General features: G+C 62.0%; 17 protein-coding genes. All 17 read right to left on the reverse strand.

The genetic code is table 11. The annotated features are described in order from the left end of the window. Positions 1-33 precede the first annotated feature (33 nt). Positions 34-951 carry a PfkB family carbohydrate kinase gene (locus H096_RS20750; protein WP_033901255.1) on the reverse strand — a complete coding sequence of 306 codons (918 nt, stop codon included), beginning with the start codon at positions 949-951 and terminating at the stop codon, positions 34-36. Further along, positions 944-2,410: a cytosine permease gene (locus H096_RS20755; protein ID WP_033901256.1), complete on the reverse strand. Its 1,467-nt coding sequence runs from the start codon at positions 2,408-2,410 to the stop codon at positions 944-946. The genes H096_RS20750 and H096_RS20755 overlap by 8 nt, the downstream gene beginning before the upstream one ends. 78 nt (positions 2,411-2,488) lie before the next feature. Continuing rightward, the gene (locus tag H096_RS20760) at positions 2,489-3,490 is read right to left on the reverse strand and encodes an ADP-ribosylglycohydrolase family protein (RefSeq protein WP_033901257.1); all 1,002 of its coding nucleotides are present in this window, start codon (positions 3,488-3,490) and stop codon (positions 2,489-2,491) included. Continuing rightward, a complete protein-coding gene (locus H096_RS20765) occupies positions 3,487-4,200 on the reverse strand; it encodes a GntR family transcriptional regulator (protein WP_033901258.1) in 714 nt (237 codons plus the stop codon). Before H096_RS20765 ends, H096_RS20760 begins: the two co-directional genes overlap by 4 nt. A 70-nt stretch (positions 4,201-4,270) precedes the next feature. Further along, positions 4,271-4,831 carry a DUF1285 domain-containing protein gene (locus H096_RS20770; protein ID WP_033901259.1) on the reverse strand — a complete coding sequence of 187 codons (561 nt, stop codon included), beginning with the start codon at positions 4,829-4,831 and terminating at the stop codon, positions 4,271-4,273. A gap of 16 nt (positions 4,832-4,847) precedes the next feature. Then, positions 4,848-5,453 (reverse strand): DUF4823 domain-containing protein, encoded by a 606-nt coding sequence (locus H096_RS20775; protein ID WP_033901260.1) that lies wholly within the window; start codon positions 5,451-5,453, stop codon positions 4,848-4,850. A 116-nt stretch (positions 5,454-5,569) separates the two neighbouring features. Continuing rightward, the gene (locus H096_RS20780) at positions 5,570-6,538 is read right to left on the reverse strand and encodes a radical SAM protein (protein WP_033901261.1); all 969 of its coding nucleotides are present in this window, start codon (positions 6,536-6,538) and stop codon (positions 5,570-5,572) included. A gap of 115 nt (positions 6,539-6,653) precedes the next feature. Continuing rightward, complete coding sequence (locus H096_RS20785) at positions 6,654-7,307, reverse strand: TetR/AcrR family transcriptional regulator (protein ID WP_016979740.1); 654 nt, start codon at positions 7,305-7,307, stop codon at positions 6,654-6,656. Between the two features lie 445 nt (positions 7,308-7,752). After that, on the reverse strand, positions 7,753-8,538 hold the full coding sequence (locus H096_RS20790) for a TatD family hydrolase (RefSeq protein WP_033901262.1): 786 nt from the start codon (positions 8,536-8,538) through the stop codon (positions 7,753-7,755). Positions 8,539-8,601: 63 nt separating this feature from the next. Next, positions 8,602-9,591: a DNA polymerase III subunit delta' gene (locus H096_RS20795; RefSeq protein ID WP_033901263.1), complete on the reverse strand. Its 990-nt coding sequence runs from the start codon at positions 9,589-9,591 to the stop codon at positions 8,602-8,604. Further along, on the reverse strand, positions 9,584-10,216 hold the full coding sequence (tmk, locus tag H096_RS20800) for a dTMP kinase (protein ID WP_033901265.1): 633 nt from the start codon (positions 10,214-10,216) through the stop codon (positions 9,584-9,586). Before tmk ends, H096_RS20795 begins: the two co-directional genes overlap by 8 nt. Before the next feature lie 19 nt (positions 10,217-10,235). Beyond that, positions 10,236-11,369, reverse strand: a complete 1,134-nt coding sequence (gene mltG / locus H096_RS20805; RefSeq protein ID WP_033901266.1) for an endolytic transglycosylase MltG — start codon at positions 11,367-11,369, stop codon at positions 10,236-10,238. 1 nt (position 11,370) lies between these two features. Further along, entirely contained in the window at positions 11,371-12,186 is an 816-nt protein-coding gene (gene pabC / locus H096_RS20810; RefSeq protein ID WP_033901267.1) for an aminodeoxychorismate lyase, read from the reverse strand. Continuing rightward, the gene (gene fabF, locus H096_RS20815) at positions 12,186-13,430 is read right to left on the reverse strand and encodes a beta-ketoacyl-ACP synthase II (protein ID WP_016979749.1); all 1,245 of its coding nucleotides are present in this window, start codon (positions 13,428-13,430) and stop codon (positions 12,186-12,188) included. The genes pabC and fabF overlap by 1 nt, the downstream gene beginning before the upstream one ends. 128 nt (positions 13,431-13,558) lie before the next feature. Further along, entirely contained in the window at positions 13,559-13,795 is a 237-nt protein-coding gene (gene acpP / locus H096_RS20820; protein ID WP_003175607.1) for an acyl carrier protein, read from the reverse strand. A gap of 191 nt (positions 13,796-13,986) precedes the next feature. Next, complete coding sequence (fabG, locus tag H096_RS20825) at positions 13,987-14,730, reverse strand: 3-oxoacyl-ACP reductase FabG (protein ID WP_005790544.1); 744 nt, start codon at positions 14,728-14,730, stop codon at positions 13,987-13,989. 24 nt (positions 14,731-14,754) lie between these two features. Next, positions 14,755-15,693: an ACP S-malonyltransferase gene (fabD, locus tag H096_RS20830; RefSeq protein ID WP_033901268.1), complete on the reverse strand. Its 939-nt coding sequence runs from the start codon at positions 15,691-15,693 to the stop codon at positions 14,755-14,757. Positions 15,694-15,743 lie beyond the last annotated feature (50 nt).

The following is a 15,743-nucleotide window of genomic DNA, read 5'->3' on the forward strand; positions in this document are numbered from 1 at the left end:
CGAGCAAGCCCGCTCCCACAGTTTTGTCCGCATTCAGCCAGCGAGTAGAGCATCGACCTCGGCAGTGCCGGGTGACGTAGCCGGCCCCCAGCGTGTCACCGCCAACGCCGCTGCCGCATTGGCACGACGTGCCGCTTGAGCGGGTGCCAGGCCATTCGCCAACCCCGCAATAAACACCCCCGCATGCGCATCCCCCGCGCCATTGCTGTCCACCGCCTTTACCTTGAACCCCGGCACATGCTGCGCCTGGCCATTGCGGCTGACCCAGCAACCATTCGGTCCATCCCGCACCACCAGCAAGGCATCCACGGGCAGGTGACGATTGAGATCGACCAGCGCATCCGCCACCGCACCCGCTCCGGTGAATGCCAGGGCTTCGGGCCCATTACTGGTCCAGATATCGATACGCGGTAGCAACGCCACCATCAGCGCGGAATCCGGCGCCTTGACCAACGGGCCCGGATCGAACACCACGGTGATCGCTCGCGGCAGCGCCAGCAGCCAGTCGAGCAATGCCTGCGCCTTGCCGTCCAGCAACAGGCTATAGCCGCTGACATACACGTAATCGTCCGGTTGCGGGACCACGCGCGCCAGGTCCTCGGCACTCAAGTCACCTTCAGCGCCGAGATGGGAAATGAACGTGCGCTCGGTGGTGGCCTCGGTCAGCGATACACACAAACCCGTGTCTTTATCGGTGCTGGGCGCCTGGGCCATTTCGACCCCTTCGGCCTGCATTGCCGCACGGGCCAGGTCACCAAAGCGCCCATTGCCATGACGGCCGAGGTAAACCACCGGCAACCCATTGCGCCGCGCGGCCGCCATCACATTAAAGCCCCCTCCGGCCTCAAAGCTGGCCGATTGCGCCAGCACATCGCCGCCGGTGGCAGGCAAGGTATCGAGGGCCATGACCAGATCGACGATGACTTGGCCTGTGTGCAGCAATCTAGACATTAGGACGCTCTACCAAAGCCGGGCGACGGTCAGCTGCGCCACCCAGTACTGCATAAATCCCGCCGGCCACCACGAAGGTGACAATCCAGCCCAGACCATTGTGGCCCAGCCAGGAGTCGGACAAAGGCCCGGCGAACCAGATGTTTTCGGCGGTGGTGCCGATGGTGGTGAAGCTGAAGCCCAGTACGATCGCCACCGCCCAGGCGCCGAACGCACGCCATTCCACACCGCCGCGATACCAGTAGGCGCTGCTTGGGCTCACGTCCAGCAGGTCCTTGGGGCTGTAGTAGTGACGGTGGATCAGGTCAACCACGAAGATGCCGACCCACGCCGTAATCGGCACGGCCAGCAACGAGATGAAGGTGATGAACGGGCCGTAGAAGCTGTCGGCGATCAACATGAAGTAGATCGAGCCGGCGAAGATCGCCACGATGTCGACGATCACTGCATGCACGCGCTTGACCTTCAGCCCCAGCGTCAGCGTGGTCAGGCCCGCCGAGTACACCGACAGGTTGTTGGACAACAGCAAGCCACCAAACGCGGTGATCAGGTACGGCACCGCCATCCAGGTCGGCAGCATGTCGCGGATCGCGACGATCGGGTCGGTGGCCGAGGCCAGGTCGTTGTTGCCCACCGACAGCAGACCGCCGAGGGTGATCAGCAACACCAGCGGAATACCCGCGCCAAACGCGGCCGAGGCCACCAGGCGCACAGCCGTGACGCTGCGGTGCTGGTAGCGCGACATGTCGGCACCGGCATTCGCCCAACCGATACCCGTACCGGCAGCCATGGTACCGACACCGATGATCATCGCGCTCAACGGCGCCGGGGTCGCGTTGAACACCGCGCTCCAATCGATGGTGGCGCAGAGGAAGCCGCCCACCAGGATGTTCAAGGCGCCGAAGACGTAGGTGGCCCACTTCTGAATCACCAGCAAAGTGGCGTGGCCCAGGCCGGAAACCGACAGGGTCAGCAACACGAAGATCGCGATAAAGATCAGGGTCAGCACCGGCGCGCTTTTCGCCTCGACCGGCGAACCGAACAGGATCGAGCACAACGACAGCAGCACAAAGGCAGCGGTGGTGGTGTTGACCGTTTCCCAGCCCAGGCGCGACATCAGCGACACCAGCGTCGGCCCGATATTGCCACGCACGCCGAAGATGGCGCGGGACAGCGTCAGGCTCGGCGCACGACCACGACGACCGGCGATGGAGATGATGCCCACCACCGCGAACGAACCGGCAGCGCCGAGGATCGCGACGATAATCGCCTGCCAGATCGCCAGGCCGCGAAACGCCACCAACGTGGCGCCGAGCGGCAAGCCGAGGATGCTGATGTTGGCGGCGAACCACACCCAGAACAGTTGCAGCGGGTGCCCGTTGCACTCGCCTTCAGGGACCGGTTCGATGCCGCGTGTTTCCAATTGCCCGGCACTTTGGCCGGAAGAGGTGCTGCTCATGAGGGGGTGCTCCTGGTGCCTGTATTGTTGTGGTTGTGGCAGGGGTAGAAAGCGAATCGTGTTTCCGGTCGTCCTGACTCAGCGCATTTTCAACAGCTCTTGAACCAGCGGCTGCAACTCCAGGCCATTGACCTGCTTGACCTGTTCGATCATCGCCTCAGGCCAGCACTGCAGGCCCAGGCACGCGCCCAGCATGGCGCCGAGAATGGCGGCAATGGTGTCAGTGTCGCCGCCAAGGCTGGCGGCCAGACACAGTGCTTCGAAGGCGTTCAACTCGCCCACCGCCACTTGCTGGGCCAGGGCGAACGAGACCACCACCGACTCCTGGGACGCGACGGAAGTGCCGATCAATTCGTACAGCAGGTCGGCGAACAGGGCTTTGTCGCCGCTGCCAACGCTCAAGGTGCGCGCCCAGCTGATGCGCGTGGAAATACGTCCGCCGGCAATCCAGTGACCGTGCCCTTCCGCTTGCTGGGCAATCTGGGTGCCGATGTTCAGTGCTTCGCCCAGGTCCACGCCGTTGATGCCGGCCGAGACCACCGCCGCCACCGCCGCCGCGCTGGAAATCCCCAGGGTGGTGTTATGGGTGACCTGACAGGCCTGGATCACCGCCTGGATAAACCGCGCCGGGTCGCTGACATCGGCGGCGATCCCCACCGGAGTGATGCGCATCGCAGCGCCGTTGGTGGTGCCATAACGACCGGACTCTTCAGGAGTGTGACCGGCGAGAATCATGTCGATCGCACGCTTGGTGGACGGGCCGAGCAAATCCTGCGAGCCCTTGGCGCGCATCACCGCTTCCCAGTCAATCAAACGCTGGGCGAGCACCGTCGGCTCGATCACGCCCTGCCCTTCCACCAGCAACTCGCCCACCAGAATCGCCTGCTCGGTGTCATCGGTGATGGACCCGGCGGGCATGTTCGGCGCAATCGGCTGATCGGCGTCGGCGTCTTCCAGGCCAGTGATGGCACCGAAACGCGCGCGGACCTGCTCGCGGCTCAAGGACTGGGTCGGCATGCCCAGGGCATCGCCCAACGCCAAGCCGTAGAAAGCGCCGAGGGCGCGAGTGTGCGGGGTCATTTCGGGTTTCCAAACTGGAGGTGCAAGCGAAAGTGCAGCGGGTCGAGCAAGCTTTCGACATGCTCCATGAAACGCTCACGGCGGTCGTAGGTGGTCCGTGAGGCCTTGAGAAACACCGTGCCCGCAGGGCGGCCGAGCAATTCGGCATCTTCGTCGCTGAGGGGTTCGGCGCCGATCCATTGGTCACCTTCGGCGCCGACGTAACCGTAGGCGGCCAGGGTGATGGTCAGGGAATTATCGATCAGGCCGACTTTAGGCAGGCTTTCCAGGCCTCCAGATGCGGGCATCAACGAGCGTTCCAGCGAGACCGCCGTGCCGTCGGTGGTGCGGCGACGGCGATCAAGGGCAATGAATTGGTCGCTGCCGAAACGGCTGAACAGGTCGGGACGGGTCACCGCTTCCAGGCGCAGGATGTCGGTGTTCACTCGCGCGCCTGTGTCAGCCAGGGCCTGGGCCCAACCGCTGCGTTGGTCGAGCACCATGCCGTCAAAGGTGACGATGGAGCCGACGCCGCTCTGGGTCGCGATGTAGTTACGTCGCTTGAGCTCGGCGAGGGCTTCGCGCAGGGTGCCACGGCTGACCGCAAACTCTTCGGCCAGTTGGTGCTCGCCCGGCAGCAGGAAACCGTCGGCCATCACCCCACCCTCGATACGGCGGATGAGCTCGTCGACGACGCGTTTTTTCTTATCAAATCGAACATGTCTAATCATGTACAAATTGATAACCGAAAGCGGTCGTTTGCAGCAAGCGAATTATTTCAGGGAGATGAAAAAATCGGCCTCAGGGTTCCAGGCCGATACGGAAAAACTCGCCGCCGCTCCAGACGCCCAGCCAGTTCTGACCGTTGATCGGACGGCTCACCGCCAGCTCCACCAATTGGTAGAACGCGTTGCGGTGCACCAGGGCTTCGAGGTTGGTGCGCACCCGCAGATAGGGCGCAGGTTCCTGGGTGATTGGGTCGATCACCACCCGCAAGGGGTGTTCAAGGCCCGCTTCGATCTGATCATCCACGTTGGTGGTAAAGCGCAGCAACTGGCCTTCGCCCTGCCCTTCGACCTCAAGCGTTACCGCCACGAACGGCGCATCATCGACGCTGATGCCGACCTTTTCCACGGGAGTGACCAGGAAGTAATCATCGCCATCACGACGGATGATGTTGGAGAACAGTTTGACCATCGGCTTACGTCCGATCGGTGTGCCCTGGTAGAACCAGGTACCGTCGCGGGCGATGCGCATGTCGATGTTGCCGCAGAAGTCCGGATTCCACAGATGTACCGGCGCCGGCCCCTTGCCTTTGGGCAGTTGGGCCAACAGATCGTTGGCCTTGGCGGAATCGGTCATGGGGTTCTCCTGGTGCTTATTGATCACTCATGCCCAACAGACTGCGAGCGTACTGGCGCAGCGGGCGGGCAATCAGATCTTCTGGCTTGTTGTCGTGGAACGTCAGTAAACCGCCACGACTGCGAATACGTGCAGTATCAATCAAATACTGGGTGCTGGTCTCGATCAACATGATCTGGATGACGCCGCTGTCCAACCCGACACGGTCGAGGGCTTCCTGATCCGCCCATTCATCGGCATTGCCGATACGGTCATCAGCCTTGGCGAAACGGCAGTACAGCAGGTAGTGAGCGCCGGCCGCACGGGCTTCGGACATTGCCTGCTCCAGACCTTCCGGCTGACGGGCGCGACGCACCATGGGGAAATACTCGATGAAACCGTTGAAGGCTTCTTCGGCCACCACGTTTGGACGCGGATAAGCGCTGCCCGGCGGCACAAAGGCGCCTTGGGCGATAAATACGAAAGAATCCGGCTGTATGCGAACCGAGGCGGTGCGACGGGTATCGCTGTGATCCAGCAAACCGGCATCGCTCATCTGATAGCGGGTGCCTTCGGCCATATCGCTGACGGTCATGCAACCACTCAGCGTCAACGACGCCAGCAACAAAACCAGACTACGCATCCTAATCCTCCAGAAGCCGGTGACGGAAAACCGGCGAATGGGCGTGAGATGCAGGTTCTGGGCCAGGGGGGCAGCTGCAAGCCTCAAGCCTCAAGCTTGTAGCTTGCAGCTCGGCCTCAGCCGCCAATAATCTTCATAATGGTCGCGCCACCGGAGAAGGCGACTTCCTGTTTGTCGCCCAACGCCTTCATCAACAGGCCCTGCAGCGCCGGCAACGCTTGATGGCGGGGTTTGTCCAACAGGTCGCCGACATAGTGGCGGTTACTCGACGACAGGCAACCATGTAACCAACCCGTGGACGACAACCGCAACCGCGAGCAGGTCCGGCAGAACGGCACGCTTTCGTTGGCAATGACTCCGAAATAGCCCTTGCCGGGTATTTCATAACGCACCGCCGTCGCGTCAATGGGCGCACTGGCTTGCAGGTACTCATGCTGTTCGCCGATCAGGCCGAGCAGTTGTTGCAGGCTGACAAACTGCTGCAGAAACGCGTTGGAGTCCTTGGCCAGGTGGCCCATGCGCATCAACTCGATAAAGCGCAGTTCATAACCCCGCTCCAGGCAGTACTCAAGCAGCGGCATCACCTGGTCGAGGTTCTGGCCGCGCAATGGCACCATGTTGACCTTGATCTTGATTCCGGCGGCGCGGGCCTGGTCCATGCCGTCGAGCACGGTGGCCAGGTCGCCGCCACGGGCGATGCTGCGGAAGGCGTCCGCATCCAGGGTATCGAGGGAGACGTTGATGCGCTTGATCCCGGCGTCCACCAGCAGCGGCAGTTTGCGCGCCAGCAGTTGGCCATTGGTGGTCAGGCTGATGTCACTGAGGCCCATCTGCCCGACGGCGCCCATGAAGGCTTCCAGCTTGGGGCTGACCAGCGGTTCGCCGCCGGTGATGCGCAGGCGGTCGATGCCGGCGGCTTCGATCAGGTAAGCCACGCCACGGGCCATGGCCTCGGCCGAGAGTTCGTCCTGGGCAGCCACCAGCCGCTTGCCGTTAGGCACGCAGTAGGTACACGCGTAATTGCAGGCTGAGGTCAGGCTGATCCGCAAATTGCGAAAACGCCTGCCTTGACGATCAACGATCATGGATCACTCCGGCAGAGGATGATTCGGGCGCGCTAAAAGCTGACTGATAAATCAGCTTTTAGCAAGAGTCCTTGCCTGAGTATATTCCTGGGGTACTACGCGTGGCAGCAAATCATTATGTGGAAGGCGATTCCAGCGGCGGCTGCTCGGTGCTGTGCTTGCGCTTGTTGCCCATGCGCACACCGATGTCCATCAGGAACTGGAAGAACCCTTCCTGATCTTCCAGCACATTGCTCCAGAACGGCGAGTGATACAGCGCCACGGCGCCATGCACCAACGCCCAGGCGGCGCAGTAGTGGAAATACGGCGGTACGTCTTCGAGCTTGCCTTCGCTGATGCGGCCCTTGATCAACAGGGTCAGGCGTTCGAAGTTCGACGCACGAATCTTGTGCAGTTCCTCGACCATCTCCGGCACCTGATGGCCCTTGACCACCTTCTCTTCCAGGCGGTCGAATAGGCGATAGCGCTGCGGGTCGCGCATGCGGAACTCGAAGTAGGCGCGGGACAGCGCTTCCTTGTCCTTGTCCACATCGGCCGAATGCAGCAGCTCGTTCAAGTCACGCTCGTAGTCGAGCATCAGGCGCAGATAGATCTCGGCCTTGGACTTGAAGTGCTTGTAAATCGTGCCTTTGCCGATACCCACGGCATCCGCGATCATCTCGACGGTGACGCTGTCTTCACCCTGTTCGAGGAACAGTTTGAGTGCGGTGTCGAGAATTTCCTGCTCACGGCGGCGAAACTCACGGACCTTACGGGGTTCTTTGTGCATGAGGAAGAGGTCTGCAAAGGTCAAAATAGGGAGGGTTACGCAGGGCCACGGATACGCGGCGATACGATTTACCCGGTGCGAGGGATTATCCCGACTGAACGGTCGCTGGGCAATGCCTATGTGAACCCGAAACGCACTTTACTTTCAGTGCGCCAACGTTTTCATGGATCTCAGTCAGAAATAATACGCAACAACTGCCGCCGTACGCCTACCCAATGAGAACTCAAGCGAAGCGCGCGTATTCCAAATCTGTTTAAAAAACGACCAGTCGCGACTGGACTGAATCGGATACTGATCAATACTTGAACTGTCGGCGTGACATCTCCCCCAAGTGACGCGCCGACCTGGGTACCAACGGACCGCGTACCCTTGTTTTACTCCTAATGGTCTTAGCCCGGATTCACCCCCCAGAACCCGGGTTTTTTTTGCCTGGGATTTGGCCGCGTCAGCCAGCGACGTGAGCCAACGGAAACAGGCGCTTGAAGTTCTCGGTGGTCTGCTCGGCAAACCGCTCGTAGGACTCGCCGCGCAACATCGCCAGGTAATCCGCCACATCGCGCACATATTCGGGCAGGTTCGGCTTGCCGCGATGGGGGATGGGCGCCAGGTACGGCGAGTCGGTTTCCACCAGCAGGCGGTCGGCTGGCACCTGGCGTGCGACGTCACGCAGGGCGTCGGCGTTGCGGAAGGTGACGATGCCCGACAGGGAGATGTAGAACCCCAGGTCCAGGGCCGCCTTGGCCATATCCCAATCTTCAGTGAAGCAATGCAACACGCCGGCCTGGGGCAGCGCGGCTTCGCGCAGCAGGGTCAGGGTGTCGGCGCGAGCGCCACGGGTATGGACGATCACTGGTTTGCCGGTCTGCTGGGCGGCTTGCAGGTGCAGGCGGAACGAAGCCTGCTGCACCTGCGCCGCTTCGGGCTCGTAGTGGTAATCCAGGCCGGTTTCGCCGATAGCCACCACGCGTGGGTGATTGAGTTCAGTCAGCAGCCAATCAAGTGCTGGGGCTTCACCGGGCTTGAGGTCCAGCGGATGAATGCCCACCGAGCAATCCACATCGGCGTAGCGATCAGCCAGGGCCTTGACGTCGGCCGCGTTTTCCGCGCTGACGCCGATGCACAGGAAGTGCCCTACTCCGCGCTGGCGTGCAGCTTCGAGGGCGGCATCAAGGGAGCCGCCGTGCTGGGCCAGGTCGAGGCGGTCGAGGTGGCAATGGGAATCTACGAGCATAGGGATCTACAACTTAAATCACGAAAAATGTCTGGCCGACGATACACCTGTCGGCCACGGAAATTAACGGCGGCCAAGCAAGCCGACCCATTGCACCAGCAGCGCCTCAAGCAACAGCACGCGGTTAAGGTTGGCCTTGCCGAGCACCTTCTGGCGCTGGGCGAGGATCCAGTCCTGGATCGTCAGCACTTTGTCCTGGGCACTTTTCTGCGCCAGGTACTGCACCACTTTGCGCATGTCCGGCAGGCCCAGGCCATTTTCATCCTGGGTCAGCTGGTAGCGCAGGATCAGGCTTGACCAGTCGCAGAACCAATCGAACAGCAACAACAGAGGAATGTCCTTCCAGGCAGTTTCGGCCAGCTGGGTGGCGGAGACTTCCTGCTTGATGAGTTTCTTCACGCCCTCCACCACCAGCGCGCGTTGCTCACGCACGCCCTGGGCGTGCAGCTTCACCGCCGCCAAGGGTGAGCCGGCCGCCAGGGTCAGCAGTTCGACCCGTTCATCCGCGCTGCACTCCGGCAACGCCTGCGCGAGCCATTCGAGGCTCATGGCCTCGCTCGGCAGTGGGCACGCCTGCTGCACGCAACGGCTGCGGATGGTCGGCAACAAACGGCTGGACTGATGGCTGACCAGCAACAACACGGTATCGCCGGACGGCTCTTCCAGGCTCTTGAGCAAGGCGTTGGCGGCGTTGACGTTCATCGCCTCCACCGGCTCGATCAACACAACCTTGCGCCCGCCCATCTGCGCGGTCTGCACCACGAAGCTGACGAGGTCGCGCACTTGGTCGACCTTGATCGCCTTGTCGGCTTCCTCGGGCTCCAGCACGTAGTTGTCCGGGTGGCTGCCAGCCTTGAGCAACAGGCAGGACTTACACTCGTCGCAGGCTTCCAGGTTGACCGGGCGCTGGCACAGCAGGCTGGCCATGAGGCGTTCGGCAAGGTCACGCTTGCCGATCCCAACCGGACCATGCAACAGGTAGGCGTGGGCGTGCTGGGCACGGCCAGCCAGTTGTTGCCACAGACTGTCCTGCCACGGGTAGGCTTCAGCCACGGGCGCGCTCCAGCAGGGTCGGCAACAGCGCGTCGATGGCGTGTTGCACCTGGGCCAGCGGTTGGGCGGCGTCCAGCAAGTAGTAGCGCGCAGGCTCGGCCGCAGCGCGCTTGAGGAACGCGGTGCGTACGGCGTCGAAGAAGGCCTGGCCTTCCAGCTCGAAACGATCCAGGCGACCACGGGCGCTGGCGCGGGCCAGGCCCACTTCCACCGGCAGGTCAAAGACCAGGGTCAGGTCAGGACGCAGGTCGCCTTGAACGAAGGTTTCGAGCGTGGCGATGCGCTCCAGGGACAGGCCCCGACCACCGCCCTGGTAGGCATAGGTGGAATCGGTAAACCGGTCGCAGATCACCACGGCACCGCGCGCCAGGGCGGGGCGAATCACCTCGGCCAGGTGCTGGGCACGGGCAGCGAACACCAGCAGCAGCTCGGTGTCCGGGTTCATCTGCTCTTCACCCGGCGCCAGCAGTACCTCGCGGATACGCTCGGCCAGCGGCGTGCCACCGGGCTCGCGGGTCAGCACCACTTCGATCCCTTCGCTGCGCAAGCGCTCAGCCAGGTAATCGCGGTTGGTGCTTTTGCCGGCGCCTTCAGGGCCTTCCAGGGTAATAAACAAGCCAGTCACAGGCAGTCCTTAGTCAGAATTATTGCGGGTTTTGCGGCGCTTCAACATCTGGCGCAGACTCGGCCGGCTTTTCAACGGGCACATCGGCCGGCGGCGTTGCATCTTCCGCAGGCTTCACCACTGGCGCCGGGCTGGAGCGGTAATCGGCGCGGCGCTTGAGCTGGAACTCGCGCACGGCGGCATTATGCGCATCCAGGTCATCAGAGAAAATATGGCTGCCGTCGCCTCGTGCGACGAAATACAGGCTGCTGCCCGGCACCGGGTTCAGCGCGGCATGGATCGCCTCGCGACCGACCATGGCGATGGGCGTCGGCGGCAAGCCGGCGACCATATAGGTGTTGTAAGGGTTGGCTTCCTTGAGGTGGGCGCGGCTCAACTTGCCGTTGTAGCGCTCGCCCAGGCCGTAGATCACCGTCGGGTCGGTCTGCAACAGCATGCCGATCTTCAGGCGACGCACAAAGACGCCGGCGATCTGCCCACGCTCTTCAGGCACGCCCGTCTCTTTCTCCACCAGGGAGGCCATGATCAACGCTTGATAAGGGTCGGTGTACGGCGCATCGGCCGCACGCTTGCTCCACTCCTGGGCGAGTACATCATCCAGACGGTTGTAGGCTTTTTTCAGGAATTCGACGTCGGTCATCCCACGCACGAAGCGATAGGTATCCGGGAAGAACCGCCCTTCGGGAAACACGCCGGGGTGACCGAGCTTGTCCATCACCTCCGTGTCGCTCAGGCCTGCGAGGGTCTGCACGATCTTTTCATGCTTGGCCAGCGCCGAACGCACCTGGCGGAAGTTCCAGCCTTCCACCAGCGTCAGGCTGTATTGCACCACTTCGCCACGCTGCCACAGGCCGATCAGGCCTTGCGCCGTCATGCCAGGGGTCATGCGGTATTCGCCGCTGTGCAGCGGCTGGCCGTCGAGGTTGAAACGCCAGTACAGGCGCAACCAGAAGGCGCCATCCAGCACGCCGTCCGCTTCCAGACGATTGAACGTGCCGGTCGGGGTCGCCCCAGCCGGTACGTCGAGCAATTGCTCCTGGGTCAGGTTCAAGGGCTGCTTCAGGGCCGCGTCGTATTTCCACGCGCCATAGCCCAACAGCAACGCCGCCGAGAACAGACCGATCAGCAGCAGTACAACCAGTTTTCGTATCAACTCAAATTTCCAATAGCGCGCGAACAATGCCCTGCAGTTTACGGGTGAGCGGCCCAACCGGCCAGCTCATCCCAGCGCAACCGCGCACCGGCCAAATGCCATAAACGCTGTTGCACACGAAGACTTCGTCGGCCTGCTGCAACTGCTCAAGATCGATGTCGGCCACGGCCACCGGGAGGCCCAGGCCATCTGCCTGGGCCAGAATCTCGGCGCGCATCACGCCGGCAACGCCGCATCGGGTCAGATCAGCGGTTAGTAACAAGCCGTTGCGCACCAGGAACAGGTTGCTGAATACACCCTCAATGACACGCCCGGACACATCCAGCATCAAGCCTTCAGCGTGCTCGGCGTCTTGCCATTCGGCGCGGGCGATCACCTGCTCCAGGCGATTGAGGTGCTTGAGACCGGCCAGCAACGGCTGCTCGGCCAAGCGCGTCGCACACGCAAACAGACGGATACCGTCGACTGCATGGGCGTGGGGATAGGTAGCGGGCGGGTTGCCCTGCAAGATACGGCGCGCCGGCGCGCCAGGGTTGATGCCATAACCGCGCAGGCTGTCGCCACGGGTGAGGATCAACTTGAGGACACCGTCGCCGAGGGCGGCGGCATAGGCCAGCACTTCGCTGCGGATCACCACGGGGTCCGCAACCAAGGCGAGACGCCTGCAACCCTCAGCGAGGCGTTGCAGGTGACGGTCGAGCAGCACCGGCTGCCCGGCCCTGACGGCGATGGTCTCGAACAGCCCATCACCGTACGCCAGGCCGCGATCTTTCAGGGGCACGCTGTCCGCTGGCTGACCGTCGACCCAGCTGTGCATCACTCGGCGAACCGGCGGAACACCAGGGAACCGTTGGTGCCACCAAAACCGAACGAGTTGGAGATCACCACGTCGATCGGCATCGGTTGCGCTTCGTGAGGCACGAAGTTCAGGTCGCAGCCTTCGTCCGGCTCATCCAGGTTGATGGTCGGCGGAGCGACCTGGTCCTTAATGGCCATGACGCTGAAGATCGCTTCGACCGCGCCCGCCGCACCCAACAAGTGGCCGGTCATGGACTTGGTGGAGCTGACCGCCAGGTTGTAGGCGTGTGCGCCGAACACTGACTTGATGGCTTCGGCTTCCGCCAAATCGCCAGTCGGGGTCGACGTGCCGTGGGCGTTGATGTACTGCACCTGGTCCGCATTGACCTTCGCATCGCGCAGGGCATTGGTGATGCAGCGCGCAGCACCGGCACCGTCGGACGGTGGCGATGTCATGTGGTACGCATCGCCGCTCATGCCGAAACCGATCAGCTCGGCGTAGATGGTGGCGCCACGCGCCTTGGCGTGTTCCAACTCTTCCAGCACCAGGGCACCGGCACCGTCGGACAGTACGAAACCGTCACGGCCTTTGTCCCATGGACGGCTGGCGCGGGTGGGTTCGTCGTTACGGGTCGACAGCGCACGGGACGCACCGAAGCCGCCCATGCCGAGGCCGCAGGCCGCCATTTCGGCGCCGCCGGCGATCATCACGTCGGCTTCGTCATAGGCGATGTTGCGCGCCGCCATGCCAATGCAGTGCGTACCGGTGGTGCACGCCGTGGCGATGGCGTAGTTAGGCCCCTGTGCGCCCAAGTGGATCGACAGGAAACCGGAAATCATGTTGATGATCGAACCCGGAACGAAGAACGGTGAAATTCGACGGGGGCCGGAATCGTGCAACGTGCGGCTGGTTTCTTCGATATTGGTCAAACCGCCAATACCCGAACCCATGGCCACGCCGATGCGGTCACGGTTGGCGTCGGTGACTTCCAGGCCGGCGTTACGCACTGCCTGAAAACCGGCTGCCAGGCCGTATTGAATGAACAGGTCGAGTTTGCGAGATTCTTTGACCGAGAGGTATTCCTCGACATTGAAACCCTTTACCGAGCCGCCAAAACGGGTGGAATAGGCAGAAAGGTCCGTGTGTTCGATCAGACCAATACCACTGTGGCCAGCCAGAATGCCCTGCCAACTGCTCGGCACATCCGTGCCCAGTGGCGACAACATACCCATACCGGTGACTACGACGCGTCTACGCGACACAGCACTCTCCTTTTTCTAATGACGACACTTTTGCTTCAGCGCTTGTTTTTCATCAGGGCTAAAGAAAAAACCGCACGCCGTTACAGCAGTGCGGTTTTTCCCTGACAGCAAGCGACGACTACAAACTATTACGCCTGGTGGCTAGTAACGTAGTCGATAGCAGCTTGAACAGTAGTGATTTTTTCAGCTTCTTCGTCCGGGATTTCGGTCTCGAATTCCTCTTCCAGAGCCATCACCAGCTCAACGGTGTCAAGGGAATCGGCACCCAGGTCTTCTACGAAGGAAGCAGTGTTGACCACTTCTTCTTCTTTAACGCCCAGTTGCTCGGCGACGATTTTCTTGACGCGCTCTTCGATGGTGCTCATACCTTGTTTAACTCCTAATGGACAAATTCAGGCAGCTGGCCAGTGGGTAAGTGTATAGAAAGCCTTTTCAGCTTTTCAACTGAAAGCTTCACCCTGTACCCGGTCGGCCACCTGCCTATAAATTAAGTTGCAGCTTTATAACGGATTTTAGACAGCTCGTATGACATTTTTTTGAAGCGATCCGTCACAATTTAACTCATGTACATCCCGCCGTTCACCGGGATTGTAGCCCCAGTCACGTATGCCGCACCGTCGGATGCCAGGAAAGTGACCACATTCGCGATCTCTTGGGCCTGGCCCAGACGGCCCAGCGGAATCTGCGTCAGCAAGGCTTCACGCTGTGCTTCCGGCAGCTCACGGGTCATATCGGTGTCGATGAACCCTGGGGCAACCGAGTTGACCGTAATCGACCGCGAGCCGACTTCACGTGCCAATGCACGGCTGAAACCTTCCAGACCGGCTTTGGCGGAGGCGTAGTTTACTTGGCCTGCGTTGCCCATGGCACCCACTACGGAGCCAATATTGATAATTCGGCCCCAACGCGCCTTGGTCATGCCGCGCAAAACGCCCTTGGACAGGCGAAACAGACTGTTCAAGTTGGTGTCGACCACGTCGTACCACTCGTCGTCTTTCATGCGCATCATCAGGTTGTCGCGGGTGATACCGGCGTTGTTCACCAGAATCGCCGGCGCACCGAACTGTGCGGTGATCTCGGCCAGTACAGCAGCCACGGACTCATCACTGGTCACGTTCAGCTCAAGGCCAGTACCTTGCACGCCGTTTTCCTTCAGGGTCGCGGCGATACGCTCGGCGCCCGAAGCGGAAGTGGCGGTACCGATCACAACGGCGCCCTGACGGCCCAGTTCCAGGGCGATCGCCTGGCCAATGCCACGGCTTGCGCCGGTAACCAGTGCAACTTTACCTTGCAGACTCATGCAGGCTTCTCCTTAGTTCGGGGATTAGGCCAGTGCCGCGCGAGCGGCAGCGAAGGCATCCGGGGTATTGAGGTTGGCAGTCGACACGCCGTCGGCGCAGCGCTTGTTCAGGCCGGCCAGGACTTTGCCCGGACCGCACTCGACCAGCTCGGTGGCGCCGTTGGCCGCCAGGGTCTGGACCGATTCAACCCAGCGTACGGGCTTGTAGAGTTGTTCCAGCAGGTCGCGCTTGAGGGTGTCGAGGTCGGCAGCCACGGCGGCGCTGACGTTCTGTACCAGCGGAATCTGCGGCGCCTGCCAGTTGATGGCAGCGATGGACTCGGCAAACCGCTCGGCCGCCGGACGCATCAGCTCGCAGTGCGACGGCACGCTCACCGGCAATGGCAGCGCACGCTTGGCGCCACGGGCTTTGCAGCCTTCGATAGCACGCTCGACCGCAGCCTTGGCACCGGCGATTACCACCTGGCCAGGCGAGTTGAAGTTCACGGCGCTGACCACTTCGCCCTGGGCCGCTTCGGCGCAGGCTTCGATCACCACGGCGTCATCCAGGCCCAGGATAGCGGCCATGCCGCCCTGCCCGGCCGGAACGGCTTCTTGCATCAGTCGGCCACGGCGCTCGACCAGCTTGACCGCCTCACCGAGGGTCAGGCTGCCCGCGGCAACCAGGGCGCTGTATTCGCCCAGGCTGTGACCGGCGACGAATGCCGGACGCGTGCCGCCTTCCGCCAGCCACAAGCGCCACAGGGCGATCGAAGCGGTCAGGATGGCCGGCTGGGTCTTATCGGTTTGATTGAGCTGCTCTTCCGGCCCTTGCTGGGTCAGTGCCCACAGGTCGTAACCGAGGGCGTCGGAAGCCTCTTTAAAGGTGTCCAGGACCAGCGGGTATTGCGCGCCCAGCTCGGCCAACATGCCGAGGGACTGCGAACCCTGCCCTGGAAAGACGAATGCGAGGGATGTAGACATGTAACAAGCCCCTAATGATCTGGTCGTCAAAAATGCGCACTCCTACGGTG

The organism is Pseudomonas sp. FH1, assembly GCF_000510895.2.
Taxonomy (GTDB): Bacteria; Pseudomonadota; Gammaproteobacteria; order Pseudomonadales; family Pseudomonadaceae; genus Aquipseudomonas; species Aquipseudomonas azotoformans_A.

What these genes read in the sequence shown, in the direction of transcription:
- H096_RS20750 (WP_033901255.1), bottom strand. Translation starts at nt 951, where the DNA reads ATGTCTAGATTGCTGCACACAGGCCAAGTCATCGTCGATCTGGTCATG.
- H096_RS20755 (WP_033901256.1), bottom strand. Translation starts at nt 2,410, where the DNA reads ATGAGCAGCACCTCTTCCGGCCAAAGTGCCGGGCAATTGGAAACACGC.
- H096_RS20760 (WP_033901257.1), bottom strand. Translation starts at nt 3,490, where the DNA reads ATGACCCCGCACACTCGCGCCCTCGGCGCTTTCTACGGCTTGGCGTTG.
- H096_RS20765 (WP_033901258.1), bottom strand. Translation starts at nt 4,200, where the DNA reads ATGATTAGACATGTTCGATTTGATAAGAAAAAACGCGTCGTCGACGAG.
- H096_RS20770 (WP_033901259.1), bottom strand. Translation starts at nt 4,831, where the DNA reads ATGACCGATTCCGCCAAGGCCAACGATCTGTTGGCCCAACTGCCCAAA.
- H096_RS20775 (WP_033901260.1), bottom strand. Translation starts at nt 5,453, where the DNA reads ATGCGTAGTCTGGTTTTGTTGCTGGCGTCGTTGACGCTGAGTGGTTGC.
- H096_RS20780 (WP_033901261.1), bottom strand. Translation starts at nt 6,538, where the DNA reads ATGATCGTTGATCGTCAAGGCAGGCGTTTTCGCAATTTGCGGATCAGC.
- H096_RS20785 (WP_016979740.1), bottom strand. Translation starts at nt 7,307, where the DNA reads ATGCACAAAGAACCCCGTAAGGTCCGTGAGTTTCGCCGCCGTGAGCAG.
- H096_RS20790 (WP_033901262.1), bottom strand. Translation starts at nt 8,538, where the DNA reads ATGCTCGTAGATTCCCATTGCCACCTCGACCGCCTCGACCTGGCCCAG.
- pabC (WP_033901267.1), bottom strand. Translation starts at nt 12,186, where the DNA reads ATGCACAGCTGGGTCGACGGTCAGCCAGCGGACAGCGTGCCCCTGAAA.
- acpP (WP_003175607.1), bottom strand. Translation starts at nt 13,795, where the DNA reads ATGAGCACCATCGAAGAGCGCGTCAAGAAAATCGTCGCCGAGCAACTG.
- fabG (WP_005790544.1), bottom strand. Translation starts at nt 14,730, where the DNA reads ATGAGTCTGCAAGGTAAAGTTGCACTGGTTACCGGCGCAAGCCGTGGC.
- fabD (WP_033901268.1), bottom strand. Translation starts at nt 15,693, where the DNA reads ATGTCTACATCCCTCGCATTCGTCTTTCCAGGGCAGGGTTCGCAGTCC.